The sequence below is a fragment of the Caulobacter sp. genome (assembly GCF_035254145.1).
GTDB lineage: Bacteria > Pseudomonadota > Alphaproteobacteria > Caulobacterales > Caulobacteraceae > Caulobacter.
Genome location: NZ_DATFAV010000351.1, coordinates 12,312 through 38,541, shown reverse-complemented (window position 1 = coordinate 38,541; position 26,230 = coordinate 12,312). Strand labels below are relative to the sequence as shown.

Below are 26,230 nucleotides of genomic sequence, written 5' to 3'. Positions count from 1 at the left end.
GTCGGCTCGAAGAGACGACGGAGGGGAAGGGGCAAGTTCAGCAGGACTTCACCCCTCCGGCCTTTCGGGCCGCCTCCCCCGCTGGGGGGAAGATTTAATGCTGGCTAAGCGCCCGCCAGCCGATGTCGCGGCGATAGAAGCCGCCTTCCAGGCTGATCGTCCCCAGCGCGGCGTAGGCGACGTCGCGGGCCTCGTGCAGGGTGGCGCCCAGGGCGCAGACGTTCAGCACCCGGCCGCCCGAGGCCACCAGCCGGCCCTCGAACTCGCGGGTCGTGCCGGCGTGGAAGACCACCGCCTCGTCGCCGAAATCGGCGTCGGCGCCTTGGATGCGTCCGCCGGTCTTGGGCGCGTCGGGATAGCCCTCGGCGGCCAGCACCACGCAGATCGCCGCCTCGTCGCGCCACTTGGGCGGCGACGCCGAGGCCAGCTCGCCCTTGGCCGCCGCCAGCAGGATCGGCACGATGTCGCTTTCCAGGCGCAGCATCAGGGTCTGGCACTCGGGGTCGCCGAAGCGGGCGTTGTACTCGACGAGCTTCGGCCCCGCGGGTGTCAGCATCAGCCCGGCATAGAGCACGCCGACATACGGATTGCCCTCGGCGGCCATGCCCTCGACGGTCGGGACGATCAGCTCGCGCCAGGCCTGGTCGATCAGGGCCTGGGTCAGCACGGGCGGCGGCGAATAGGTGCCCATGCCGCCGGTGTTGGGACCCTCGTCGCCGTCATAGGCGCGCTTGTGGTCCTGAGCCGCGCCGAACAGTACGGCGGTCTTGCCGTCGCAGATGGCGAAGAGGGAGGCCTCCTCGCCGTCCATGAACTCCTCGATCACCACCCGCGCGCCGGCCGAGCCGAAGCGGCCGCCCAGCATGTCGAGCACCGCCGCATCGGCCTCGGCTCGGGTCGCGGCGATCACCACGCCCTTGCCGGCGGCCAGGCCGTCGGCCTTGATCACGAACGGCGCCGTCAGGGTGTCGAGGAAGGCCCCGGCCGAGGTCGCGTCGGTGAACACGCCGTAGGCCGCCGTCGGCAAGCCGTGGCGCTGGCAGAAGTCCTTGGTGAAGGCCTTGGAAGTCTCCAACTGGGCCGCCCGCTGGCTGCCGCCGAAGCACGGGATTCCGACCTGCGCCAGCTTGTCGGCCAGGCCCACCTCCAGCGCCGACTCCGGGCCGACCACGACCAGGTCCGCGCCGATCTCGCGCGCCAGGGCCACAAGACCATCGGCGTCGGTGGCCTTGACGTTCCGCAGCTCGGCGACCTTGGCGATGCCGGGGTTGCCGGGCGCGGCGACGAGGCGGCCGCACAGGGGCGACTGGGCGATCTTCCAGGCCAGGGCGTGCTCACGCCCGCCGGACCCGACGAGGAGGATGGTCAGCTTTTCCATGAGCGCGGGGTGTGACGCGCGGGCGAGGCGGGGTCAAGCCATGGCTCGCCCCGCCGCCCCCATTCGCATGCCGGGGGACCTTTCCCGCGACCGCCCGCTTGGCGTTTCGACTCGCGCCTTTCGCCTCCTGTCCGCGGCGCCGCCCGCGCGTCTTAAAAATGCTCTCGGCTTGTGGCGCGATGATCAGCGTCTTTTCGGGTAACGTCCCGATCTTCCCGCCGACTCCGTGGAGCCCCCCCTGGCCGACCTTGTTGTTCCAACCGATGGTCATGATCTGGATCGCGGGCCCGAGCCCGCGCCGGAGACCCAGCCGCTCGCCGGCGTCCGCGTGGGCGGGATTTCCACGCCTGTCAGGGCGCTGGCCTTCACGGCCCTTGGCTGGCTGACGATCACGGTCTGCGCCGCCTGGTTCACCCGGCGGTTCGCGGCCGAGCGCCATCGCGAGCTCGGCGTTGTCGACTCGCTGGTCTGGCAGGGCGGGATCTATGCCGCCTGGCTTCCCGCGGCCGCCGCGGTCTGGCTGCTGATGCGCCGGTTCGGGACCGGCGCGATCGGCCTGCTGGCCCTCTACCAGGCCGGCGTGCTGATCGTACCGCTGGAGGCCCTGGTCTCGGCCGCGATCGACGCGGCCCATGCGCCGGGGCCGAGCCTGGCGGTCCGCACCCTGACGCGCCTGCCGATCTGCCTGCTGCTGTACACGGCGATCATCGCCATCGGCCTGGCGGTGGACCAACGCCGGCGGGCCGCCGACGAGCGGGCCAGGGCCCAGGTCCTGGAAATCGCCCTGGCCGAAGCCCGCCAGGCCCTGACCCACGCCACCGCCGTCCCCGCGCTCGCCCAGGAACGGCTGATCGTGATGAGCGGCGCCCGGCGCGTGCCCGTCGACATCGCCGAGGTCGAATGGTTCGGCGCGGCCGACAACTATGTCGTCGTCCACTGGTCCGACCGCGAGGGCCTGCTCCGCAGCACGCTCCAGACCCTGGAGGCGCGGCTGGATCCGAAGCTCTTCGCTCGCTGCCACCGCTCGACCCTGGTCAACCTGGCTCGGGTGAAGGCCTTCGCCCCGCTCTCGGACGGCTCCTGGCGGCTGACCATGGAGAGCGGCGCGGAACTGGTGACCAGCCGCAGCTATCGCGGCGACCTGCTCAAGCGGTTGGGACTTTAGCCGTTCAGGCCGCGTCCAGGTCCAGCGAATAGCCGGCCGAGCGCACCGTGCGGATCGGGTCGCCGTCCGACGAGCCGTTCAGCGCCTTGCGCAGGCGGCCGATGTGGACGTCCACCGTGCGGGCCTCGACATAGACGTCCGAGCCCCAGACCGCGTCCAGCAGCTGCTCGCGGCTGAACACCCGCCCCGGGTGCTGCATCAGATAGTCGAGCAGGCGGAACTCGGTCGGACCCAGGTGGATCTCCTTGCCGCTGCGCTTCACCCGGTGGGCGACGCGGTCGATGACGATGTCGCCGACCGTGATGCGATCGTCGGCCAGGCCCGGACGGATGCGGCGCATCACGGCGCGGACGCGGGCGGTCAGCTCGACCATCGAGAACGGCTTGACCACATAGTCGTCGGCGCCGGTGTCGAGGCCGCGGATCCGGTCGCTCTCCTCGCCACGCGCCGTCAGCATGATGATCGGCACGTTGCGGGTCTCGGCCCGGCCGCGCAGTCGGCGGCAGACCTCGATGCCCGAAACCTTGGGCAGCATCCAGTCCAGGATGACCAGGTCCGGGGCGCGCTCGCTGGCCAGGGTCAGGGCTTCCTCGCCATCGCCGGCCACGGCGACGCGATAGCCTTCCTTGTCGAGGTTGTAGTGCAGCAGGGTGGCCAGGGCGTCTTCGTCCTCGACCACCAGAACATAGGGAGTCACTTCCGGGCCGCCTTCTTGTTACTGCGCAACGACGTCGAGCTTGGGACGCTGGGAGACCAGTTCCTCGCCCGTCAGTTCGAAATGGATGATCTCGGCGATGTTGGTGGCGTGGTCACCGATGCGCTCGAGGTTCTTGGCCACGAACAGCAGATGGGCGCAGGCGTTGATCGTGCGCGGATCCGCCATCATGTAGGTCAGCAGTTCCCGGAAGATCGAATTGTAGTGCTCGTCGACCTCCTCGTCGCGGCTCCACACGCCGATGGCGCGCTGCAGGTCCGAGGTGGTGTAGGCGTCCAGCACGTCCTTCAGCCGGCTCTGCACCAGCTTGCCCATGCGCTCGATCGAGCGGGTCAGGGCGGTCATCGGGTCGGCCTCGGTCAGGATCAGGGCGCGCTTGCCGATGTTCTTGGCCATGTCGCCGCAGCGCTCGAGGCTCATCGAGATCTTAAGCGCGGCGACGGCGTGGCGCAGATCCACGGCCATCGGCTGGCGCAGCGCGATCAGGCGAAAGGCCTTGCGCTCGATCTCGCCCTGCAGGGCGTCGAGGCGCTCGTCGCCGGCGACCACGGCCTGGGCAAGCGGGCCGTCGCGGCGGGCGATGGCGGCGATGCAGTCGGCGACCTGGCTCTCGGCGATGCCGCCCATGCGGGTCACTTCCGCGGTCAGGTGGGCCAGCTCTTCGCCGTAGGATTTGACGGTATGTTCGGTCATGTCGGTGTCCCTCCCCGCCGGATCAGCCGAAGCGGCCGGTGATGTAGTCCTGGGTGCGGCTGTCGCGAGGATTGGTGAACATCTCCTCGGTCGGGCCGCTCTCGACCAGCTTGCCGAGGTGGAAGAAGGCCGTGCGCTGCGAGACGCGGGCGGCCTGGGCCATCGAGTGCGTGACGATGACGATGCAGAACTGGGTCCGCAGCTCGTCGATCAGCTCTTCGATCTTGGCGGTCGCGATGGGATCGAGGGCCGAGCAGGGCTCGTCCATCAGGATCACTTCCGGCGACACGGCGATCGCGCGGGCGATCACCAGGCGCTGCTGCTGGCCGCCCGAAAGGCCCGTGCCGGGCTGGTGCAGGCGGTCGGCGACCTCGTTCCACAGGCCGGCCTTCTTCAGGCTGCTCTCGACGATGGCTTCCAGCTCGTCCTTGCGCGTGGCCAGGCCGTGGATGCGCGGGCCATAGGCGACGTTCTCGAAGATGGTCTTCGGGAAGGGGTTCGGCTTCTGGAACACCATGCCGACGCGCGAGCGCAGCACCACCGGATCGACGCTCTTGAGGTTGACGTCGGCGCCGTCGATCTCGATCGAGCCCTCGACGCGGGCCGAGGGGATGGTGTCGTTCATGCGGTTGATGCACCGCAGGAAGGTCGACTTGCCGCAGCCCGACGGGCCGATGAAGGCGGTCACCGACTTGGCCGGGATGTCCAGGTTGACGTCGAACAGCGCCTGCTTCTCGCCGTAGAACACCTTGACGTCGCGGGCCTTGATCTTGGGCTCGCCGACCGGGACGGCGGCGTTGCCTTGAGGCACGGTGGTATGGATCACCGGCGTATGGGCGGTGTCGTCGGGGCTTTGGACGGTCATGGCGTGTCCGCGCAGGAGAGGAGTGGCGAGAGGGTTCAGGATCTGGGTCATGTGAAACCTACCAGCGGCGCTCGAAGCGGCGGCGCAGGATGACGGCCGCGGCGTTCATGACGATCATGAAGACAAGGAGAACGATGATGGCCGCGGCCGTGCGCTCGTGGAAGGCCCGCTCGGAAGCGTTCTCCCAGATGAACACCTGCACGGGCAGGACGGTCGCCGCGCCGGTGAAGCCCTCCGGCACACCGGGCACGAACGAGACCATGCCGATCATCAGCAGCGGCGCGGTTTCGCCCAGGGCGTGGGCCAGCGATAGGATGGCGCCGGTCATCACGCCGGGCATGGCCAGCGGCAGCACGTGGTGGAAGACCGTCTGGGTCTTGCTGGCGCCGACGCCCAGGGCCGCCTCGCGGATCGAGGGCGGCACGGCCTTCAGGGCCGAGCGGGTGGCGATGATCACGGTCGGCAGGGCCATCAGGGCCAGCACCAGGCCGCCGACCAGCGGCGAGCTGCGCGGCACGTTCAGCCAGTTGATGAACAGGGCCAGGCCCAGGAGGCCGTAGACGATCGACGGCACGGCCGCGAGGTTGTTGATGTTGACCTCGATGATGTCCGTCCAGCGGTTCTTCGGGGCGAACTCTTCAAGGTAGGTGGCGGCCAGCACGCCGACCGGCACCGCGATCAGGGCGGTGATGACCAGCATCATGGCCGAGCCGACCACCGCCCCCAGCACGCCGGCCTGCTCGGGCTCGGTCGAGTCGGAATTGGTGAAGAAGGCGAAGTTGAAGCCCGACTTGATCGCGCCGGCCTTCTTCAGCTGGTCCAGCCAATCGAGCTGCTGGTTGTCCAGCTTGCGGTCGCCCTCGGCGGTCGAGCGCTTGATCTCGCCCTTGAAATAGAGGTCGGCGTCGGCCTTCAGCGAGCCGGAGACGTCGATCGTCTTGCCGATCAGCGACGGGTCGGCCTTGATCTTGTTCAGCAGCTGGAAGCCGAAGTCGCGCGACACCAGATCCTGGACCTTGGTCGAGACCGTGCCCAGATCGTCGTCCTGCACGCCCAGCTTCTTCATCAGCGCCTCGGCGACGATGTAGTCGTAATTGACGCCGGAGAGGTCGGAACGGTCGATGCGGTCGGGGTTCAGATAGACCGGCACGCTGAGGGTGTGGGCCTCGAAGGTCGTGTAGCCCTGGGCCACGATCCGGCCGACCAGCACAACCAGGAACACCAGGGCCACGATGATCGCGGCCAAGCCCTGGGCCTTGAAGGTCCGTTCGGCGGCGTGGCGCTTCTTCAGCCGGGCTTGCATGGCTGCCGAAGCGGCGGAGCGCGGGGCGGCCGCGCCGAGGGTCGCGTCAGTCATATTGTTCCCGGTACTTCTGGACGATGCGCAGGGCGATGATGTTCAGGCACAGCGTCACCACGAACAGGGTGAGGCCCAGGCCGAAGGCCGACAGGGTCTTGGGGCTGTCGAACTCCTGGTCGCCGGTGAGCAAGGTGACGATCTGGACAGTGACGGTGGTGACCGTATCGAGCGGGTTAGCCGTCATCTTGGCCTGCAGGCCCGCGGCCATGGTCACGATCATCGTCTCGCCGACGGCGCGCGACACGGCCAGCAGCATGGCGGCCATGATGCCCGGCAGGGCGGCCGGCAGGACGACCTTCTTGACCGTCTCCGACTTGGTCGCGCCCATGGCGTAGCTGCCGTCGCGGAGCGACTGCGGCACGGCGTTGATGATGTCGTCCGACAGCGAGGAGACGAACGGGATCAGCATGATCCCCATCACCACCCCGGCCACCAGGGCCATCTGGTTCTGGACTTCCATCAGGTACTGGGCGATCGGGCCAGGCGGCAGGGCCGCGCCCAGGGCGTTGAAGCCGGCGCGGAACAGCGGGCCCACGGTCAGGGCGGCGAAGAAGCCGTAGACCACGGTCGGCACCCCGGCCAGGATCTCCAGCAGCGGCTTGACCACGCCGCGCACCGTGCGGTTGGCGTATTCCGACAGATAGATCGCCGAGTAGAGGCCGACGGGCGCGGCCACCAGCATGGCGATGAACATGATCAGGAAGGTGCCGGCGAACAGCGGCACGGCCCCGAAAGCGCCCGCCGAAGCGACCTGGTCGGCGCGCATGGCGATCTGCGGGCTCCACTCCGTCCCGAACAGGAACGACAGCGGCGAGACGCTCTGGAAGAAGCGCCAGCTTTCCCAGACCAGCGACAGCACGATGCCCAGGGTGGTCAGAACGGCCGCGACCGAGCAGCCGATCAACAGCACGCCGATCCAGCCCTCGACCCGGTTGCGGGCGCGGAATTCGGTGGAGATGCGCGGGAAGGCGATCAAGAAGCCGGCCAGGGCCAGCACCGCGGCGGCGGCCAGCATGCCGACGTTCAGCAGGGTCCCCACGCGCTTGGCCTCGGCGACCTTGGCGTCTAGGGCGACCTTCAGTTCGCCATCATAGGTCACCTCGCTGGGGGCCTGCTTGGCGGCGATCGCGTGGGCGTCGCTGTAGAAGACCGCCTGACGGTCCGGCTCCAGGGCCTGGACGGCGGCGGGGCGGGTGGACTGCAGGATCGCGTCCTCGACGCGGCCGCCGAACATGGCGCCCAGCAGCAGCAGCAGGGCGGCGGGCACGCCGGCCCAGAGAGCGGCGTAGGTCCCATAGTAATCCGGCAACGAGTGAAGGACGCGCGGACGCCCCGCGGCGGCGGCGACGGCGCGGCGGCGGCCAGCGGCGAAAGCCGCGCCCGAGAACAGCGCCAGGACAATGAGCGAGAGCCAGGTCAGCATGCGTTCGGCTAATCTTGCGCGAAGCGCGCGGGGCGCGCGCCTTTCCCCGGGACCGATCTTGCCGCCCCGGCGCGCTGCTTATGCGACGTTTCCGTGACAGTTTGACGACAGTGGCCGGGAGTGGCGCTCACGCCCCAAAGGGCAGCGGGCGCGCGATATGTCGCACGGCGCCTGAGCGCGGCCTTTCTCAAAGTGATTCAATGGATTATCCGAATACTCATTTTAAGTCGCGCACGATAAGATCGTTAACGTCAATTCATTCAGGACTCGTTGACCTCATCCGTTGCTTTTTTCGGGCGCGGCGAAGTTCGCCTGGAGCAAGGGGAAATGATGTTCAAGCGTTCAAGCGCCCGGGCGGCCCAGACCCTGGCCGCTCTCGATCGGTCGTTGGCGACGATCGAGTTCGACACCGCGGGCCAGATTCTGTCGGCCAATGCGAATTTCTGCCGGGCCATGGGCTATGAGCTGGGCGAGATCATCGGACAGCGCCACAGCCTGTTCGTCGATCCCGACTACGCGGCCAGCGCGGCGTATAAGGCCTTCTGGGACAAGCTGGGTCGCGGCGAGTTCGACGCCGGCGAATATCTTCGCCTGGGCAAGGGCGGCGCCGAGGTGTGGATCCAGGCGACCTACAACCCGATCGTCGACGCGCGGGGCCGCGTGTCGCGCATCGTCAAGGTCGCCACCGTGATCACCGAGGAAAAGCGCAAGACCGCCGAGGAGCACGGCAAGATGGACGCGGTCGGCCGCGCCCAGGCCGTGATCGAGTTCACCCCCGACGGCCAGATCATCACCGCCAACGACAACTTCCTGGCCGCGCTGGGCTACAGCCTGCCGGAGATCCAGGGCAAGCAGCACCGGATGTTCGTCGAGCCGACCTACGCCGCCTCGCCCGACTACGCCGCCTTCTGGCGACGGCTGAACGCCGGCGAGTTCGTCGCCGCCGAGTTCAAACGCCTGGGCAAGGGCGGCCGCGAGGTCTGGATCCAGGCCTCGTACAATCCGATCTTCGACCACGCCGGACGCATCACCAAGGTGGTCAAGTTCGCCACCGTGGTGACCGGCCGCGTCCACGCCATCAACCAGATCGCCACGGGCCTGGAGCGCCTGGCCGCCAACGACCTCACCTATCGCATCGCCGGCGAGATCGATCCGCAGTTCACCAAGGTCCGCGACGACTTCAACACCGCCATGTCCGCCCTGGACGAGGCCATGGGCATGGTCGCCAACGCCACCCAGAGCGTCAGGGCCGGGGCCCAGGAGATCTCGAGCGCCTCGGAGGACCTGTCGCGCCGCACCGAGCAGCAGGCCGCCGCGCTCGAGGAGACCGCCGCCGCCCTGGACCAGATCACCGCGACGGTGAACCGCAGCGCCGAGGGCGCGCGCCGGGCCTCGGCCGCCGCCGACGGCGCCCGCGCCGACGCCACGCGGTCCGGCCGGATCGTCGGCGACGCGGTGTCGGCGATGGAGGAGATCGAAAAGTCCTCGGGCCAGATCACCAGCATCATCTCCGTCATCGACGAGATCGCCTTCCAGACCAACCTCCTGGCCCTCAACGCCGGGGTCGAGGCGGCCCGGGCGGGCGAGGCCGGCCGAGGCTTCGCCGTCGTCGCCCAGGAAGTTCGCGCCCTGGCCCAGCGCTCGGCCGAGGCCGCCCGGGAGATCAAGACCCTGATCGCCAGCAGCACGGCCCAGGTCGCCCACGGCGTGCGCCTGGTCGGCGACACCGGCGAGGCGCTGTCGACCATCGTCGACAAGGTCGGCGAGATCTATGGCCTGATCCACGAGATCGCCCAGTCCTCGAACGAGCAGGCGACCGGCCTCTCGGAGGTCAACACCGCCGTCAACAGCATGGACGAGGTCACCCAGCGCAACGCCGCCATGGTCGAGGAGGCCAACGCCGCGTCCGCGACCCTGAAGACGGAAGCCGTTGAATTGACCGCCCTGATGGCGCGGTTCTCGACCAGCGCCGGCCGTGGAGCCTCCCGCGTCGCCGCCCGCGCGCCCGTCCGCGCTCCGATCGCCCATCACCGAGGCTCGGCCGCCTTGGCGATCAAGGCCGACGAGTGGGCCGAGTTCTAGATCAGGCCTCGGCGGTCGCGGCCGGCGGCGCTGGCGTGGGCGGAGGCTTGGCTCCCGCCTTGGCCATGGGCAGGTAGATCCCGAAGGTCGCCCCCTCGCCCTGGACGCTCTCGACGGTCAGCCCGCCGCGGTGCCGGTTCATGATGTGCTTGACGATCGCCAGGCCAAGGCCGGTGCCGGAGCGCTCGCCGCTCTTCTGGCCCTCGACGCGGTAGAACCGCTCGGTCAGGCGCGGCAGGTGCTCGCGCGCCAGGCCTGGTCCCCGATCGGTGACGCGCAGGACCGCATAGCGCTCGGCCGGGTCATGGTCGGGGGTCAGCAGCGACATGCGGGCGGCGGTCGGGTCGCGTGGGGCCGCGGCGGCTTCCGCGCCCATTCCGGGGAAAATCTCCACCCGCACCGCTCCGCCCTTGGGCGTGTACTTGATGGCGTTGTCGACGAGATTCTGGATGACCTGAATGATCTGGTCACGGTCACCCTCGACCACGGCCCCGCCACGCGGCGGCAGGACCGGATCGAAGCTGACCGCCTTCTCCTGGGCCTGGGGCGCCAGGGCGTCGATCACGTCGACGGCGGCCATCGCCAGGTCCACCCGGCCCAGCGGCGCGATGTGTTCGTTCAGCTCGATCCGCGACAGGCTCATCAGGTCGTCGATCAGCCGCGACATCCGCTCGGCCTGGGCCAGCATGATGGCCAGGAACTTGTCGCGGGCCCCTGGATCGTCCTTGGCGTGACCACGCAGGGTCTCGATGAAGCCCGACAGCGAGGCCAGCGGCGTGCGCAACTCGTGGCTGGCGTTGGCCAGGAAGTCGGCGCGGGTGCGCTCGCTGCGGCGCGCGTCGGTCTCGTCGCGCAAGGCCAGCAAGGCCAGGCGCGAGCGGCCGGGAGTGTCCTTCAGCGGCCGGGCGTGGGCCAGCCAGGCGCGGCCCTGGGTTCCGCCCGTCTCGAACTCGATCATGCCCTCGACGCCGCCGAACAGGGCCTCGTCGACCGCCTCCAGCACGCGCGGATTGCGCACGGCGGTGACCAACAGGGCGCCCTGGTGCTGAATCTTGAACAGCTCGCGCGCCGCGGCGTTGGCGAACAGGAAGCGGCGTCCGGTCAGGTCGTCGGCCTCTTCGGCGGCGATCACCATCAGCGGGTCGGGCAACCGGTCGAGAATGGCCGCGAAGGGCGGAATCTCCTCGGCCGCCACGGTCGGCGCGAAGGCGGTCCGAGGCGTCGCCGGGACGTCGGAGGCCTCGGACCGCCGCGACAGCCAGAAGCCCGCCCCGCCGGCGACTGCGGCCACGATCACGGCGGGGATCGGCTGGGCCAGACCCGCGGCGGCCAGGGCCAGTATCGCTCCGGGACCGACCAGGACGGGCCACAAGGCGCTCGGGCGGCGGCTTTCGGATCCGTCCGGGGGCGTGTTCGCCAGCGGCATGAGGAGGCTCACCGTTTTCGAGCGAGAGGCGATTCGTCGATCCAGATATGGCGCCCCGCCAAGCCATGCGATAGACGGTTGGCGCCTTAGTACGTGTCGCGGGCGGGACTCACCGCATTTTCGCCGCATCGTGACCCGAATTAGGTGCGCCGGTTTCTATCGAGGTGTCGTTCGTAATGCAGCGCAAGGTCCTGGTCGCGACGGTCGCGGCCGCTCCTCTTCTGGCCCTGGGTTTCGCCGCGTCGGCGGAGACCTCGGTCTCCACCGCACGCACGACGCCGATCGCCACCAGCACGGCCACGGGCACGGCCGCGGACGACATCAAGATCACCGCCGACGGCTCGATCAAGCCGACGACGGCGGGCGCGATCGTCACGATCGACAGCAACAACAAGGTCACCAACGCCGGCACGCTCTCGACCAACGGGGTCAATGACAGCGTCGGCGTGCTGATCATCGGCGGCAAGACCGGCGGCCTGACCAACTCGGCCACCATTTCCCTGCTCGAGGACTACACCCCCACCGACAGCGACTCGGACGGCGACCTGGACGGTCCGTTCGCCCAGGGCTCCAACCGCATCGGCATCCGGCTGACCAACGCCGGAACCTTCACCGGCGACATCGTCAGCGACGCCGCCGGCGTGATCAGCGTCGAAGGCAACAACTCGGCGGGCGTTCTGCTCGAGGGGCCGATCGTCGGGAACGTCACCAACCTGGGCAGCATCAGCGTCACCGGCGACAACGCCTATGGCGTGCGGATCGCCGCGCCGGTGACCGGCAAGGTCACCCTGGGCGGCTCGATCAATGTCCAGGGTTCTGGCGCGGTCGCCCAGGCCATCGATTCGAACATCAACGGGCCGCTGGTTCTGCAAGGAGCCACCAGCGCCACCGGCTATCGCTATACCTCGCGCCCGACCACGATCGACGCCCTGAACAAGCTCGACGCCGACGACCTGCGGCAGGGCGGCTCGGCGGTCCGCGTCGCCGGCGACGTGACCGGCGGCGTTCTGCTTCAAGGCGCCAACTATTCGACCAAGGTCGGGACAGACGGCAACACCGTCACCACCACGACGACCTCCAGCAACAGCGGCTCCTCCAGCATCAGCGTGTCCGGCTCGGCGCCGGCGCTGCAGATCGGCTCGACCAGCCAGAACGTGACCCTGGGCGCGGTCGGAACGGGCGATAACGCCTTCGGCCTGGTGGCCAAGGGCGCGATCAGCGCGGCGGGCGTCTATAACGGCGTCTCGGCCACCGGCCTCTCCATCGGCGCCGGCGGCGGCCGGACGACCACCCTCGTCGGCGGTCTTCGCAACGACGGCCAGATCTCGGCCACCAGCTACGAAGCCGACGCGACCGGCGCGATCCTCAACAGCGGCGCGGTCGCCAGCCAGTTCCTGAACCGTGGCGCCATCGCCGCCAGCGCTTCGTCCTACGCCGCGTCCGGCGTCACGGCCTCGGCCCGCGGCGTGGTGTTCGGCGAGGGTTCGAACACGACCACCCTGACCAATTCCGGCTCGATCAGCGCCTCGCGCACCGGCGAGACCGGCGACGCGGTGGCCATCCTCGACCAGGCCGGAACGCTGAAGACCATCACCAACACCGGCTCGATCCGCGCGACGCTGACCGCTCCGGCCTACAAGGCCGACGGCACGGTCGCGACGGTGACCGCCGGCGGCAAGACCATCGCCCTGGACCTGCGGGCCAACAATTCGGGCGTGACCTACACCCAGTCGGGTCCCGCCAGCTTCACCTCGACCAGCACCTTCCCGAGCGCCGACACGGTCACCAACGCCGACACGACCACCACCACGATCGCCCCCACCACCATCGGCGACGTGATGTTCGGCGGCGGGAACGACACCCTGAACCTGTGGAGCGGCGCCCTGGTGGGCGGCATGTCGTTCGGCGCGGGCCAGGACCGCCTGTCGATCGACGGCGGCGCCACGGCGCTGGGCAATCTGACCGACAGCGACGGCAAGCTCGACGTCTCGGTCGCCAACGGCAGCCTGGGCATCCTCAACACCGGCGCGATCAACGTCACCAGCCTGAACGTCGGGTCCAGCGGCAAGCTGCTGTTCTCGGCCGATCCGGCGGCGGGGACCAACACCAAGCTGGTCGTCTCGGGCGCCACCACCATCGCCACGGGCGCGGAGATGGGCATCCGCCTGGCCAATCTGGTCAAGCAGCCGACCACCTTCACGGTGATCGAAGGCTCCAACATCAATGTCGGGACCATCGGCAACAGCCTCCTGGCCCAGTCCCCCTATCTGTACGTGGCCACCAGCCGCGCCGACGCCAACAACGTCTATATCGACGTGCGCCGCCGCTCGGCCGCCGAGATCGGCTTCAACAAGGCCGAGGCCAGCGCCTACGACGCCGTGTTCACGGCCCTGGGCGCCAATTCGGCCTTGGCCGGAACGTTCCTGAACCAGAACACCCGCGACGGCTTCCGGGACCTCTACGACCAGATGCTGCCCGACCAGGGCGAGGGCCTGTTCGCGGCCCTGCAATCGGTCAACCAGCAGGTCTCGGCCGCGACCATGATCCGTCCCGATCCCGGCGATCGCTATGGACCCGACAGCATCTGGGTCCAGGAGATCACCTCGCTGACCCGCCGCGACACCGACCAGACCCTGGGCTCCGACACCCAGGCCTACGGCTTCGTGGCCGGCTACGAGGCGATGGGCGACGCGGGCGGCGCCCTGGGCGTGACCCTGGCCTATCTCAGCCTCGAAGAGCACGACACCGTCGCCAAGGTCGGCGAGCAGACCACCGCCTCGTTCGTCCAGACGGGCGCCTACTGGCGTCGCTCGATGGGCGGCCTGCGCCTCAACGCCGGCGGCGGCGTGGGCTACGGCTTCTTTACCGGCGACCGTCGCTTCATCGCGCCGGACGCCAATGGCGATGGCGTCGCCGACCTGGTGCTGAAGAACACCGCCGACTGGAACGGCCTGACCGCGAACGCCTATGCGGGCGCGGCCTATGAGCAGAAGTTCGGCCGCTTCTTCGCCCGTCCCGAGGGCCGGCTGGACTATGTCTGGCTGCGCGAGGGCAAGCGCGCCGAAAGCGGCGGCGGCGACGGCTTCGACCTCAGCGTCGACAAGCGCACCTCCAGCAACCTCAGCGGCGAGCTGGGCGTGGTGTTCGGCGCCGACTTCGGCAAGGCCGTCTGGTGGCGTCCCGAAGTCCGGGTCGGCTATCGCCAGACCCTGGCCGGCTCGGTGGGCGACACGGTGGCCCGCTTCAAGGGCGGCAACCCGTTCACCCTGGCGGCGCTGGACGACAAGAACGGCGCGGTCACCGCCGGCTTCGCCCTGCGGGCGGGCACGCCGATGTCGTACCTGGCCCTCGAGGGCGGGGTCGAAGCGACCAAGAAGCAGAAGCGCTACAACCTGCGCCTGGCCGGTCGCGCCATGTTCTAGAGCGCGTTAGGTTTAAGTGTGAGCGGTTAAACCGCTCGAACGCGCTCTAAGTATGAGATCTAGAGCCTGTTTATCCGATTCAGATGATCCATCTGAACCAGAAGGCTCTAGAGCGACGGGCGAAGCTCCGGGCTTCGCCGTCGTTTGGCGCGTCCTCCGCGAAGGACGCGCCGATTATCCGTGAACGGATCTTTAATAGTTAACCGTCTGTCTTGACGGCGGTTTCGTTGCGCCTGTTCGGCAACGAACCGCCGCGCCTTTCAGAAAATCTCATGGCCGGCACTCCCAATCTCTATTTCAGGGCTAGGGATAATGGTTTTCCCTAGCTCGGCAGGTCGGCCCGCGTGCGGCGCCGAGAGGGGACTAGACATGATCACCAAGACGAAGATCGCCTTTCGCGCCGCGCTGATCGCCGGCGTATCCCTGCTGGCGACCGCCGGCGCGGCCTCGGCCCAGACGGCGCCGACGCCGGACGAGGCCGCCGCCCGCATCGCCGCGCTCGAAGCCCAGTTGGCCACGTTGCAGCAGCAGGTCGCCGACCTTAAGGCCGCCACCGCCGCCAGCTTCAAGGATGTCCGCGCCACCCAGAGCGCCACGACCGTCAGCATCGCCGGCGGCAAGCCGACTATCGCCTCCGGCGACGGCGCCTACACCGCCACCCTGCACGGGGTGATGCAGCTGGACACCGCACACTACTTCCAGGACAAGGGCCTGCCGGCCGTGATCGGCAACGCCCGCGACCTGAACAACGGGACCAATTTCCGCCGCGCCCGCCTGGGCGTCGACGGCAAGTTCGCCAAGGTGTTCGACTACTCGATCCTGCTGGACTTCGGCGGCTCGGGCACGGACGGCTCGGGCGTGCTGCAGGAGATCTACCTCCAGTACAACTACGCGCCGTTCAAGGTTCGCGTCGGCGCGTTCGCCCCGAACCTCGGCCTCGAGGACGCCGCCTCGACCAACGGCTCGCTGTTCCCGGAGCGGGCGTCGCCCGCCGAAGCCGCCCGGGGTCTCGCCGGCGCCGACCGCCGGATCGCCCTGCAGGGCCAAGCCGTCGGCGAGCGCTGGATCCTGTCGGGCGCGGTGACCGGCGCCAAGGTCGGCGACGGCCAGACCTTCGACGAGCAACTGGGCTATCTGGCTCGTCTGGCCGGTACGCCCTTCAAGGGCCAGGACTGGCTGGTCCATGTCGGCGCCAACGCCAGCGTCGTCGTCACGCCCGCCCAGACCGCCGCGCTCAGCGGCGCCTATCCGATCAATATCCAGGACCGTCCCGAGCTTCGCGTCGACGGCCAGCAGCTGATCGGCACGGGCGCCATCGACGCCAAGGGCGCGCGCCACTACGGCCTGGAACTGGCGGCCCAGAAGGCCAACCTCCTGATCCAGGGCGAGTATTTCGACTACAAGGTCGACCGCCGCAATCCGGCCGCGGGGGTCAGCGATCCCAAGTTCACCGGCTGGTATGTCGAGGGCGGCTGGGTGCTGACCGGCGAGGCCCGCAAGTACAACGCCGCCAACTTCGCCTTCGACGCCCCGGCGATCACCAACCCCTTCGACCCGAAGAAGGGCAAGTGGGGCGCCTGGGAGCTGGCGGCGCGCTATTCGGTGCTCGACCTGAACCACCACGAAAACGCCGCCCTGGCGGCCGACCGCGTGCGCGGCGGCGAACAGACCATCTGGACGGCGGGCCTCAATTGGTTCCCCAATTCGGTAACCAAGTTCTCACTCGACTATCTGGACGTGGACATCGACCGCAAGGATCCGGCCGGCGGCCTCGTCCCGCTCAGCCAGAGCTACCAGGCGGTCAACTTCCGCAGCCAGTTCGCGTTCTAGTCCCATGGGCCGCCCGCGCCGCAAGGCCAAGATCACGGGGTTGGGCGGCTCTTCCATTCTCCTCCATCCGCCGCGCCTCTCCGCGCCGCGTCGTCAGACCCTCCAGAAAGGATCGTGCTCATGAGCGACATCTTCCAATCGCCTAGCCGCCGGGGCCTGCTGGCCGGCGCCGGCGCGGGGGCGGCGACCCTGATGGCGGGCGGCCTCGCCCAGGCTCAGAGCAAGCCGGTCACCCTGCTGAACGTCAGCTACGACCCGACGCGCGAGCTCTACAAGGACATCAACGCCGCCTACGCCAAGTACTGGAAGGAGAAGGTCGGCCAGACCCTGGTGATCAACCAGAGCCACGGCGGTTCGGGCAAGCAGGCTCGCTCGGTGATCGACGGCCTGCAGGCCGATGTCGTCACCCTCGCCCTCGCCTACGACATCGACGAGATCGCGGCCAAGGCCAAGCTGCTGCCGGCCAACTGGCAATCACGCCTGCCGCAGAACTCCACGCCCTACACCTCGACGATCGTGTTCCTGGTCCGCAAGGGCAACCCGTGGAAGATCAAGGACTGGTCGGACCTGGTGAAGCCGGGCGTCGACGTGATCACCCCCAACCCGAAGACCTCGGGCGGGGCGCGGTGGAACTACCTGGCCGCCTGGGCCTGGGCCCTGAAGCAGCCGGGCGGTAATCCCGCCAAGGCCGAAGCCTATATCCGCAGCCTGTTCGACCACGTGCCGGTGCTGGACACCGGGGCTCGCGGCGCGACCACCACCTTCACCCAGCGCGGCATCGGCGACGTGCTGCTGGCCTGGGAGAACGAGGCGTTCCTGGCCCAGGAGGAGCTGCCAGGCAAGTTCGACATCGTCTATCCGTCGCTGTCGATCCTGGCCGAGCCGCCAGTGGCTCTGGTCGACAAGAACGTCGACCGCCACAAGACCCGCACCGTGGCCGAGGGCTATCTGAATTTCCTCTACAGCCCGCTCGCCCAGGACCTGATCGGCAAGAACCACTATCGGCCGCGCAGCGCCGCCGCGGCGGCCAAGTACGCCAGCAAGTTCAAGCAGACCCCGCTGGTCACCATCGACGACACCTTCGGCGGCTGGAAGAAGGCCCAGGCCACGCACTTCGCCGACGGCGGCGTGTTCGACCGGATCTACCAGCCCAAGTGACGCCTCTCCGAAATCCGCCCGTTCCGGGAAGCACGGGCGGATTTCCGGGACAGCGCGGCGGCCGGCCACACCGGCTTCCTCTCCTGGTCGCCGCGTTCAACGGCGGGAGCTTCAGCCAAGCTCCCGCCGTTTCGCCGCCCGCGGGACCTGAAACCTATGTTGGGAACTCGACACGATCGAGTACGTTGAGCGTCCACGGGGCGGTGGAGCTGATCACAGGCATGGACGACTACTCGGAATCGCGACGCGCCGGCGACCGCCTGGCCGCCGGGCACGGCATCGACGACCCTTTCGCGGCGGCGATCCGCGCGACCCGGATGGCGATGATCGTCACGGACGCGACCCAGGCCGACAATCCGATCATCTTCGCCAACGACGCCTTCCTGAAGCTCACCGGCTACGACCGCGACGAGGTCATCGGCCGCAACTGCCGCATGTTGCAGGGCCCCGAAACCGACGCGAAGGCCGTCCAGGCGATCAACACCGCCATCGCGGCGGGCGAGGACATCGCCATCGACCTGCTGAACTATCGCAAGGACGGCTCGACCTTCTGGAACGCCCTCTATGTTTCGCCCGTGCGCAACGCCGCCGGCGAGATCGTCTATTTCTTCGGCTCGCAGCTGGACATCACCGACAAGAAGGCGACCGAAGTCCGGCGCGACGATCTCGAGCAGATCGCCGAGGACCGCACCCACGAGCTGACCCAGGCCCTGGAGCAGAAGACCGCCCTGCTCCACGAGGTGGACCACCGGGTGAAGAACAATCTGCAGCTCATCTCCAGCCTGCTGCTGCTGCAGAATCGGCGGGTGTCGGATCCGGCGTTGAAGGCCTCGCTGAAGGGGATGCTGGGCCGCGTCAACGCCATCGCCACCGTTCACCGCCGCCTGTTCCAGAGCGAGGACGTCGAGCGCTTCGACGTCTCGGCCTTCATCCGCGACATGGTCGCCGACCTGATGGGTTCGGCCGGCCGCGACGACATCGCCATACAGCTGGACCTGGAGCGGGTCGACATTCCCGCCGCCAAGGCCGCGCCTCTGGCCCTGGTGGTCAACGAGCTGCTGACCAACGCCCTGCGCCATGGCTTCCCCGAAGGTCACGGCGGGCGGATCTTCGTCGGCGTCAGCCGCATGAACGGCGATTTCAGGATCGAAATCACCGACAACGGCGTTGGTTTCGACAAGGACGGTAAGGCGTCGGGCTTCGGTCTAACCATCATTCAGCTGCTCTGCCAGCAGCTGAAGGCCAAATGTGAGACCACCGACGCGGAACCTGGCGCTCGCGTTGTCGTTCTGCTGCCAGTGAACGGCGCGCATTGAAGTAGGAAAAGCGTTTCCATGACCGGGCGTGCGCTCGAAGTTCTGATCGTCGAGGACGAGATGTTGCTGGCCATCGAGCTGGAGCATCTGGTCGAGGAGGTCGGCTGCCGTCCGCTGGGTTGCGCCATGAGCTCGGACGAGGCCGTCGCCCTAGCCCAACAGCTCCATCCCGACCTCGCCCTCGTCGACGTCCATCTCAGCGACGGCCCGACCGGCGTCGAGGTGGCTCGCAAGATCTCGCAGGACTGCGGCGGCGTGGCCCTGTTCATGACCGCCAACGTCAAGCGCCTGCCCCAGGACTTCGCCGGCGCCTGCGGCGTGATCGGCAAGCCCTATTCCGAGCACGGGGTGAAGACCGCCCTGTCCTACCTGGCCTACTGCCTGCAGGAAGGTCACGCGCCGGGTCCGACCCCGGTGGGCCTGACCCTGGCTCCGGCCTATGTCGAGCTGTGGGGATTGGACCAGACGCTGCCGCGGACCGCCTGATGGCCACGCCGTCGGTCGCCGTGGCCGTGGGAACGGTCGCCGCCCTGCTGTCGATCACCAGCTTCGCGCCCCAGATCGTCAAGATCTGGAAGGAACAGGACGCCTCGGCCGTCTCTCTGCGGACCTATGTCGTCACCGTTACAGGATTTTCGTGCTGGGTCCTGTACGGAATTCTGATCCGCGCCTGGCCTGTGATCGCGTCCAATATCGCCTGCCTGCTGATGTCGGGCGCGGTGCTCGCCATGAAGTGGCGGTTCGAGCGGCGAAGCCAGGGCTGAGCGTTTTTGATGACAGGGGGGGCGGGGTCCGCTATCGAAGCGCGCCCAATTTCCCTTCGAGGACAGCCGACTTGAACGACGTCGCCGAAGAAGCCGCCGAAGAAGCAGGGTGGGCCACCGCCAAGACCCTGGCCGAGGCCCTGCCCTATATCCAGATCTACGACCGCGAGACGGTCGTGATTAAATACGGCGGCCACGCCATGGGCCAGGAAGAGGTGGCCAAGGTCTTCGCCGCCGACGCGGTGCTACTGAAGCTGCTGGGCGTCCACCCGGTGGTGGTGCACGGCGGCGGTCCCCAGATCAGCCGCATGCTGGACAAGGCCGGCGTCAAGTCGACTTTCGTGGACGGCCTGCGCGTCACCGACGAAGCCACCATGGAAGTGGCCGAGATGGTCCTGTCGGGCGCGATCAACAAGGAAATCGCCAACTGGATCACCCAGGCCGGGGCCGAGGCCGACGTGCGCGGCGTGGGCCTGTCGGGCAAGGACGCTCGCCTGATCACCGCCGAGAAGGTCACCCGCACCCGCAAGGATCCGGACAGCAACATCGAGCAGGTCGTCGACCTGGGCTTCGTGGGCGAGCCGACCAAGATCGACCCGCACATCATCCAGGCCCTGTTGACCTCCGAGACCGACTACATCCCGGTGATCGCGCCGATCGGCGTCTCGGCCGCCGGCGAGACCTTCAACATCAACGCCGACACCGTGGCCGGCGCCCTGGCGGGCGCGCTGAAGGCCAAGCGGATGCTGATGCTGACCGACATCAAGGGCGTGCTGGACGCCAATGGCGAACTGATCCGCCAGATGACGCTGGACGAGGCTCGCGACCTGATCGCCTCGGGCGTCGCCACCGGCGGCATGATCCCCAAGCTGGAGAACGCCATCCACGCCGTGGAATCCGGTGTGGAGGCCGTGGTCATCCTGGACGGCCGCCGTCCGCACGCCATGCTGGTCGAGCTGTTCAGCGAACATGGCGCGGGCACGCTCATCTCGCGATGAGCGGCGAACTTTCCCCCGACCTCGGGCACGTCGAGACCTGGCTGTTCGATCTCGATAACACCCTGTACCCGCTGGAAAGCGAGTTCATGGGGCTGATCGAGGTCAAGATGACCGACTTCGTGGAACGCGAGACGGGCCTTCCCCGCGAGGAGGCCCGCGCGCTTCAGCATCGCTACTTCCTGGAGCACGGCACCACCCTGGCCGGGCTGATGGCCAACCACGGGATCGAGCCCAAGCGATTCCTGGACGAGGTGCACGACGTCTCGATGGATCGACTGACGCCAGACGCGGCCCTGCGCGAGGCGATCGCGCGGCTTCCGGGGCGACGGTTGATCTTCACCAACGGCTCGCTGCGCCACGCCGAGCGCGTGCTGGGCCACCTGAACCTGCACGACCTGTTCGACGACCTGTTCGCGATCGAGACGGCCGACTACCTGCCCAAGCCGGCGCTGGCGACCTTCGACAAGATCACCAAGCTGCACGCTGTCCGCCCGCCCCAGGCGGCCTTCTTCGAGGACAGCGAGAAGAATCTGGTCCCGGCCGCGCGGCTGGGCATGACCACCGTGCTGGTCGGGCCGCATGCGGCCGCCTCGACCTCCGAACACGTCCATTTCCGCACCAACGACCTCGCCGGGTTCCTGAGCTCGGCCCGCCTGCAAGGAAGTCTCGCATGACCGCCGTCAGCCTCCCCCCCGTTTCTTTGGCGGATCTCCAGACCGAGATCGAAGCCGCCTGGGAAGCCCGCGCCGACGTCTCGGTCGCGACCAGCGGCCCGATCCGCACCGCCGTCGACGAAGCCCTGCTGCTGCTCGACAGCGGCAAGGCCCGGGTCTCCGAGAAGATCGACGGCGAGTGGGTCACGCACCAGTGGCTGAAGAAGGCCGTGCTTCTGTCGTTCCGTCTGAACCCCAACACCGTCATGCGCGCGGGCACGCTGGGCGGCGCGGTCGGTCCTTGGTGGGACAAGGTGGCCAACAAGTTCGACGGCTGGGACGCCCCGCAGTTCGAGGCCGGCGGCTTCCGCGCGGTTCCGGGGGCCATCGTCCGCCGCGGCGCCCACATCGGCAAGAACGTGATTCTGATGCCCTCGTTCGTGAACATCGGCGGCTTCGTCGACGAAGGCACGATGGTCGACACCTGGGTCACGGTCGGCTCGTGCGCCCAGATCGGCAAGAACGTCCACCTGTCGGGCGGCGTCGGCATCGGCGGCGTGCTGGAGCCCCTACAGGCCAACCCGACCATCATCGAGGACAACTGCTTCATCGGCGCCCGTTCGGAAGTGGTCGAAGGCGTGATCGTCGGTGAAGGCAGCGTGCTGTCGATGGGCGTGTTCATCAGCGCCTCGACCAAGATCGTCGACCGCAAGACCGGCGCCGTCCACATCGGCAAGGTCCCGCCCTACAGCGTCGTCGTCCCTGGCAGCCTGCCCGACCCGAACGGCGGCCCCAGCCTCTACTGCGCCGTGATCGTCAAGACGGTGGACGCCCAGACACGCTCGAAGACCAGCATCAACGACCTGCTGCGGGATTAGGAGCACGCTTAAATCCTCCCCCTAGCGGGGGAGGTGTCGGCCCGAAGGACGACGGAGGGGGAAGTTCTGCCGCCCCCGCCTCTTCCCCCTCCGGCCTTCGGCCACCTCCCCCATCAGAGGGAGGATTTTACTTCGTCGCTTCGTTCAGTTGCCTCTTGCTGTCGGCCGCGCCCTCCTTGGCGTCCTTCTTGAGGTCCTTGCCGGCTTCCTTGGCTTCCTGGCCGGCCTTGGCGCCCAGCTCCTTGGCCTGGTCGGCGACCTCGGCGGCCGTTTCCTTGGTGCTTTCCTTGATCGCCGTGCCGGCCTCCTTGACGTCCGGGTCGTTGGCGATCTCGTGGGCGGCGTCCTTGATGTCGGAGGCGGCGGCCTTGGCGCCCTCCTTGACCTCGGTGGCGTGCTCCCGCGAGCAGGCGGCGAGCGACAGGGCGGCCGCGCCGGCGGCGATCAGCATCAGCTGGGAACGCATGGTCGTGCTCCTGAGTTGGTCGGCTGGATAACGGAACGCCAAGGCGCAGGTTCCGACTCCGGCTTTTCGGGACGGCCGGAGACGTCTAAACCCCCGCCATGCGCATCGCCTTCCTCGGCACTCCCGACTTCGCCGTCACCTGCCTGGCCGAACTCGTCGCCTCGGGCCACGAGATCGCCGCCGTCTACTCCCAGCCGCCCGCGCCGCGCGGGCGGGGCCAGGACTTGAAGCCCTCGCCGGTCCACGCCTTCGCCGAGGGCCTGGGCCTGCCGGTTCGCACGCCGGTCTCGATGAAGACCCCCGAGGAGATCGCCGCCTTCAAGGCGCTGGACCTCGACGCCGCCGTCGTCGTCGCCTTCGGCCAGATCCTGGTGAAGGACGTGCTGGAGGCGCCGCGCCTGGGCTGCTTCAACCTGCACGCCAGCCTGCTGCCGCGCTGGCGGGGCGCCGCGCCAATCCAGCGGGCGATCATGGCCGGCGACGCGGTGACCGGCGTCCAGATCATGCGGATGAGCGAGGGGCTCGACGAGGGCCCGATCCTGATGTCGCAGCAGGTGGCCATCGCCGATGACGACACCGTCGCCAGCCTTCACGACAAGCTGGCCGCCACGGGCGCGCGCCTCCTCCCCGTAGCCCTGGCCGCGATCGAGCGCGGCGGCGTCCACGAGACGCCCCAGGCCGAGGAAGGCGTCACCTACGCCAAGAAGATCAAGTCGGCCGAGGCCCGCATCGACTGGACCCGACCGGCCGCCGAGGTCGACCGCCACATCCGTGGCCTGTCGCCCTTCCCAGGGGCCTGGTTCGAAGCGCCGTCCGAGAAAGGTCCCGTCCGCGTGAAGGCCCTGCTCTCGCGCGTCGAGACCGCGTCGGGCGCCCCGGGGACGGCGCTCGACGACGACCTGCTGATCGCCTGCGGACAGGGCTCCGTGCGCCTGCTGAGGGCCCAGCGCGAGGGCAAGGGCGTCCAGGACGCCCAGACCTTCACGCGCGGCTTCCCGATCCCGGCCGGAACGGTCCTGGCCTGATGCCCCGCTACCGCCTCCTCGTCGAGTACGACGGCCGTCCATACAATGGCTTCCAGGCCCAGGCCGTGCTGCCGTCCGTGCAGGGGGCGATCGAGGCGGCGGTGAAGGCGTTCAGCGGCCAGGACGTGCGTATCGCCGCCGCCGGCCGCACCGACACCGGCGTCCACGCCACCGGTCAGGTCGTGCATGTCGATCTCGAACGCGACTGGCCGGCGGAGACGGTAGCCAACGCGCTCAACGCCCACCTGACGCATGAGGCGGTGTCGATCCTTTCGGCGGAAGTGGCCGAGGAAGGCTGGCACGCGCGCTTCTCGGCCAACGAGCGGCGCTACCTCTACCGGATCCTCAACCGCCGCGCCCCGCCGGCCCTGGACAAGGGGCGGGTCTGGCACATGAAGAAGGAGCTGGATGCGGAAGCCATGCACGCGGCCGCCCAGCATCTGGTCGGGCTGCACGACTTCACGACCTTCCGCGACATGCACTGCCAATCCAAGAGCCCGGTAAAGACGCTCGACGTCGCCCGTGTGCGGCGCGTGGGCGAGGAGATCCACCTGGACTTCGAGGCGCGATCCTTCCTGCATCGCCAGGTTCGCTCGATGACGGGGACCCTGGTCGAGGTGGGCGCGGGGCGCTGGACGGTGGACGACGTCAAGACGGCGCTGGAGGCGAGGGATCGTCGCGCCTGCGGGCCGGTGGCTCCGGCGGATGGACTCTACTTGGTGGGTGTAGGGTACGGAGACTGAAATCAAATCCTCCCCCTAGCGGGGGAGGTGTCGGCTCGATGAGACGACGGAGGGGGAAGAGGCGTGGCCGCAAAAACTTCCCCCTCCGGCCTTCGGCCACCTCCCCCGCTAGGGGGAGGATTTGCTCACCCAAACGCCGCGAAGTAGCGGTTGATCAGAGCCTCGTAAGCCCCCGCCAGTTGGCGAACCTCGTCGACCGGGACCCGCTCGTCAACCTGGTGCATGGTCGAGCCGACCAGGCCGAACTCGACCACCGGGCACAGGCTGCGGATGAAGCGGGCGTCGCTGGTGCCGCCGGTCGTCGACAGCTCCGGGACCCGGCCGGTGGCGTCGCCGACGGCCGCCGTGATCACGTCGGTGAAGGCGCCCGGCTCGGTCAGGAAGGCCTCGCCGCTGATCTTGCACAGCGCCTCGACGCGGCCGGAGAAGCCCTCCGCCGCCTCGCGGCACTCGGCCTCGATCCATGCCGCCAGGTCCTTGCCCCTGTGCGCCGGGTTGAAGCGGATGTTCACCCGCGCCTTGGCCGAGGCCGGGATGACGTTGGTGGCGGTGTTGCCGACGTCGACCGTGGTCACCTCCAGGTTCGAGGGCTGGAAGCCCGTATAGCCCTCGTCCAGCACCCGGCTCTGCAGGCGCGAGAGGATGTCGACCATAACCGGGATCGGATTGGCCGCCCGATGCGGATAGGCGACGTGCCCCTGCTTGCCGTCGACGGCGATCCAGGCGTTGATGCTGCCGCGCCGGCCGATCTTGACCATGTCGCCCAGCACGTTGGCCGAGGTCGGCTCGCCGACGATGCAGTGGTCGATGATCTCACCCTCGGCGGCCAGGGCCTCGACGACCTTGACGGTGCCCTCCTCGGCCACGCCCTCCTCGTCGCCGGTGATCAGGAAGCTGATCGAGCCCGGATGCTCGGGCACGTTCGAGACGGCGGCGACGAAGGCGGCGATGGCGCTCTTCATGTCGACCGCGCCGCGGCCATAGAGCACCCCGTCCTTGATCTCGGCCTCGAACGGGCCGGCCGTCCAGGCCGCGTCGTCGCCGACCGGCACCACGTCGGTATGGCCGGCGAAGCACAGGTTCGGCCGCTCCGTCCCGCGCCGGGCGTAGAGGTTCTCGATCACGCCGAATTTCATCCGGCGGCAGGTGAACCCCAACGCTTCCAGTTGGCGCTGCAGCGTATCCATCGCGCCTTCGTCGGCCGGCGTCACGGACGGACGCCGGATCAGGGCCTGGGCGAGGCTCACCGGGTCGATATTGGCCGGGTCAATGCTGACGGAAACGGGCGCGGGGCTGGTCATGGTCCTGGCTTTAGGCTTCCCTCCCGCGCGACGCAAACCCGGCAAGGTTCTTCCAAGGTCCGCTCATGCCCAAGATCGACATCGCCGCAGCCCCCACCCGCGTCGGCACGGCCTATCCCGCGCCGTTCAACGCGCCGTGCCTGCAACGCCATCGCACCAAGCTGGGCGACGCGGTCGGCCTGACCCAGTTCGGCGTCAACCTGCTGCGCCTGCCGCCGGGCCAGTGGTCCAGCCAGCGCCACTGGCACACGGCCGAGGACGAGTTCACCTGGGTCGTCGAGGGCGAGGTCGTGCTGGTCGACGATGACGGCGAGACGGTGCTACGGGCCGGCGACTGCGCGGGCTTCAAGGCCGGCGTCGCCAACGGCCACCACTTCCAGAACCGCTCCGACCGCGACGTGCTGCTGCTGGAAATCGGCTCGCGGCGGCCGGCGGAGGATGGCTGCGACTATCCGGATATCGACCTGGTGCTGCGCGACGGCGAGGACGTCTACCGTCACCGCGACGGGACGCCGTACGAGACGGACCAGGGACGGAAGCGATGATGGAAATCCCTCTCTCATGGAGAG

23 protein-coding genes and 1 pseudogene are annotated in these 26,230 nt (G+C 68.6%); 14 read left to right on the top strand and 10 right to left on the bottom strand.

All coding sequences use genetic code 11. The features are described 5' to 3' along the window. Positions 1-94: 94 nt before the first annotated feature. Positions 95-1,378 (bottom strand): phosphoribosylamine--glycine ligase, encoded by a 1,284-nt coding sequence (purD, locus tag VJ655_RS20815; protein ID WP_324114479.1) that lies wholly within the window; start codon positions 1,376-1,378, stop codon positions 95-97. A gap of 226 nt (positions 1,379-1,604) precedes the next feature. Between purD and VJ655_RS20810 the strand changes: the two genes are divergently transcribed. After that, positions 1,605-2,543, top strand: a complete 939-nt coding sequence (locus tag VJ655_RS20810; protein WP_324114477.1) for a LytTR family DNA-binding domain-containing protein — start codon at positions 1,605-1,607, stop codon at positions 2,541-2,543. Between the two features lie 4 nt (positions 2,544-2,547). Here VJ655_RS20810 and phoB read toward each other — a convergent pair whose 3' ends face one another. The 5 genes from phoB to pstC are packed head-to-tail and all read right to left on the bottom strand — an operon-like array spanning position 2,548 to position 7,599. Continuing rightward, positions 2,548-3,240: a phosphate regulon transcriptional regulator PhoB gene (gene phoB, locus VJ655_RS20805; protein WP_099444094.1), complete on the bottom strand. Its 693-nt coding sequence runs from the start codon at positions 3,238-3,240 to the stop codon at positions 2,548-2,550. 18 nt (positions 3,241-3,258) lie between these two features. Beyond that, entirely contained in the window at positions 3,259-3,951 is a 693-nt protein-coding gene (phoU, locus tag VJ655_RS20800; protein WP_324114474.1) for a phosphate signaling complex protein PhoU, read from the bottom strand. A 22-nt stretch (positions 3,952-3,973) separates the two neighbouring features. After that, positions 3,974-4,816, bottom strand: a complete 843-nt coding sequence (pstB, locus tag VJ655_RS20795) for a phosphate ABC transporter ATP-binding protein PstB (protein ID WP_414647016.1) — start codon at positions 4,814-4,816, stop codon at positions 3,974-3,976. A gap of 58 nt (positions 4,817-4,874) precedes the next feature. Further along, the gene (pstA, locus tag VJ655_RS20790; protein WP_324114470.1) at positions 4,875-6,173 is read right to left on the bottom strand and encodes a phosphate ABC transporter permease PstA; all 1,299 of its coding nucleotides are present in this window, start codon (positions 6,171-6,173) and stop codon (positions 4,875-4,877) included. Next, on the bottom strand, positions 6,166-7,599 hold the full coding sequence (gene pstC / locus VJ655_RS20785) for a phosphate ABC transporter permease subunit PstC (RefSeq protein WP_324114468.1): 1,434 nt from the start codon (positions 7,597-7,599) through the stop codon (positions 6,166-6,168). Before pstC ends, pstA begins: the two co-directional genes overlap by 8 nt. Before the next feature lie 330 nt (positions 7,600-7,929). Between pstC and VJ655_RS20780 the strand changes: the two genes are divergently transcribed. Beyond that, positions 7,930-9,681: a PAS domain-containing methyl-accepting chemotaxis protein gene (locus VJ655_RS20780; protein WP_324114466.1), complete on the top strand. Its 1,752-nt coding sequence runs from the start codon at positions 7,930-7,932 to the stop codon at positions 9,679-9,681. A 1-nt stretch (position 9,682) separates the two neighbouring features. Here the strand turns inward: VJ655_RS20780 and VJ655_RS20775 are convergent, their stop codons facing one another. Then, positions 9,683-11,107 (bottom strand): sensor histidine kinase, encoded by a 1,425-nt coding sequence (locus tag VJ655_RS20775; RefSeq protein WP_324114464.1) that lies wholly within the window; start codon positions 11,105-11,107, stop codon positions 9,683-9,685. A 164-nt stretch (positions 11,108-11,271) separates the two neighbouring features. Between VJ655_RS20775 and VJ655_RS20770 the strand changes: the two genes are divergently transcribed. From VJ655_RS20770 to dapD, 9 genes are all read left to right on the top strand, one after another. Continuing rightward, on the top strand, positions 11,272-14,529 hold the full coding sequence (locus tag VJ655_RS20770) for an autotransporter outer membrane beta-barrel domain-containing protein (RefSeq protein WP_324114463.1): 3,258 nt from the start codon (positions 11,272-11,274) through the stop codon (positions 14,527-14,529). A 369-nt stretch (positions 14,530-14,898) separates the two neighbouring features. Continuing rightward, entirely contained in the window at positions 14,899-16,359 is a 1,461-nt protein-coding gene (locus tag VJ655_RS20765) for an OprO/OprP family phosphate-selective porin (protein WP_324114461.1), read from the top strand. Positions 16,360-16,479: 120 nt separating this feature from the next. After that, a complete protein-coding gene (locus VJ655_RS20760; RefSeq protein ID WP_324114459.1) occupies positions 16,480-17,517 on the top strand; it encodes a sulfate ABC transporter substrate-binding protein in 1,038 nt (345 codons plus the stop codon). 221 nt (positions 17,518-17,738) lie between these two features. Beyond that, a complete protein-coding gene (locus tag VJ655_RS20755; protein WP_324114481.1) occupies positions 17,739-18,833 on the top strand; it encodes a histidine kinase dimerization/phosphoacceptor domain -containing protein in 1,095 nt (364 codons plus the stop codon). A gap of 18 nt (positions 18,834-18,851) precedes the next feature. Beyond that, positions 18,852-19,319, top strand: a complete 468-nt coding sequence (locus VJ655_RS20750) for a response regulator (protein ID WP_324114458.1) — start codon at positions 18,852-18,854, stop codon at positions 19,317-19,319. Further along, positions 19,319-19,597, top strand: a complete 279-nt coding sequence (locus VJ655_RS20745) for a SemiSWEET transporter (RefSeq protein ID WP_324114456.1) — start codon at positions 19,319-19,321, stop codon at positions 19,595-19,597. The genes VJ655_RS20750 and VJ655_RS20745 overlap by 1 nt, the downstream gene beginning before the upstream one ends. 71 nt (positions 19,598-19,668) lie before the next feature. Next, a complete protein-coding gene (gene argB, locus VJ655_RS20740; RefSeq protein WP_324114454.1) occupies positions 19,669-20,595 on the top strand; it encodes an acetylglutamate kinase in 927 nt (308 codons plus the stop codon). Next, positions 20,592-21,269 (top strand): pyrimidine 5'-nucleotidase, encoded by a 678-nt coding sequence (locus VJ655_RS20735; protein WP_324114452.1) that lies wholly within the window; start codon positions 20,592-20,594, stop codon positions 21,267-21,269. Before argB ends, VJ655_RS20735 begins: the two co-directional genes overlap by 4 nt. Next, on the top strand, positions 21,266-22,126 hold the full coding sequence (gene dapD, locus VJ655_RS20730) for a 2,3,4,5-tetrahydropyridine-2,6-dicarboxylate N-succinyltransferase (protein WP_324114450.1): 861 nt from the start codon (positions 21,266-21,268) through the stop codon (positions 22,124-22,126). The genes VJ655_RS20735 and dapD overlap by 4 nt, the downstream gene beginning before the upstream one ends. Before the next feature lie 127 nt (positions 22,127-22,253). On the opposite strand, the gene VJ655_RS20725 is transcribed toward dapD, so the two are convergent. After that, positions 22,254-22,592: a cell surface protein gene (locus tag VJ655_RS20725; RefSeq protein ID WP_324114448.1), complete on the bottom strand. Its 339-nt coding sequence runs from the start codon at positions 22,590-22,592 to the stop codon at positions 22,254-22,256. Positions 22,593-22,690: 98 nt separating this feature from the next. On the opposite strand from VJ655_RS20725, the gene fmt reads away from it, so the two are divergent. Continuing rightward, complete coding sequence (gene fmt / locus VJ655_RS20720) at positions 22,691-23,617, top strand: methionyl-tRNA formyltransferase (protein ID WP_324114447.1); 927 nt, start codon at positions 22,691-22,693, stop codon at positions 23,615-23,617. Further along, on the top strand, positions 23,617-24,360 hold the full coding sequence (gene truA, locus VJ655_RS20715) for a tRNA pseudouridine(38-40) synthase TruA (RefSeq protein WP_324114445.1): 744 nt from the start codon (positions 23,617-23,619) through the stop codon (positions 24,358-24,360). Before fmt ends, truA begins: the two co-directional genes overlap by 1 nt. A 5-nt stretch (positions 24,361-24,365) precedes the next feature. Here the strand turns inward: truA and VJ655_RS21165 are convergent. After that, positions 24,366-24,482: pseudogene (locus VJ655_RS21165) on the bottom strand (hypothetical protein); the annotation flags it as partial. Positions 24,483-24,485: 3 nt separating this feature from the next. Continuing rightward, the gene (dapE, locus tag VJ655_RS20710; RefSeq protein WP_324114443.1) at positions 24,486-25,661 is read right to left on the bottom strand and encodes a succinyl-diaminopimelate desuccinylase; all 1,176 of its coding nucleotides are present in this window, start codon (positions 25,659-25,661) and stop codon (positions 24,486-24,488) included. 65 nt (positions 25,662-25,726) lie between these two features. On the opposite strand from dapE, the gene VJ655_RS20705 reads away from it, so the two are divergent. Continuing rightward, positions 25,727-26,206: a cupin domain-containing protein gene (locus VJ655_RS20705; RefSeq protein ID WP_324114441.1), complete on the top strand. Its 480-nt coding sequence runs from the start codon at positions 25,727-25,729 to the stop codon at positions 26,204-26,206. The last annotated feature ends 24 nt before the right edge of the window (positions 26,207-26,230 follow it).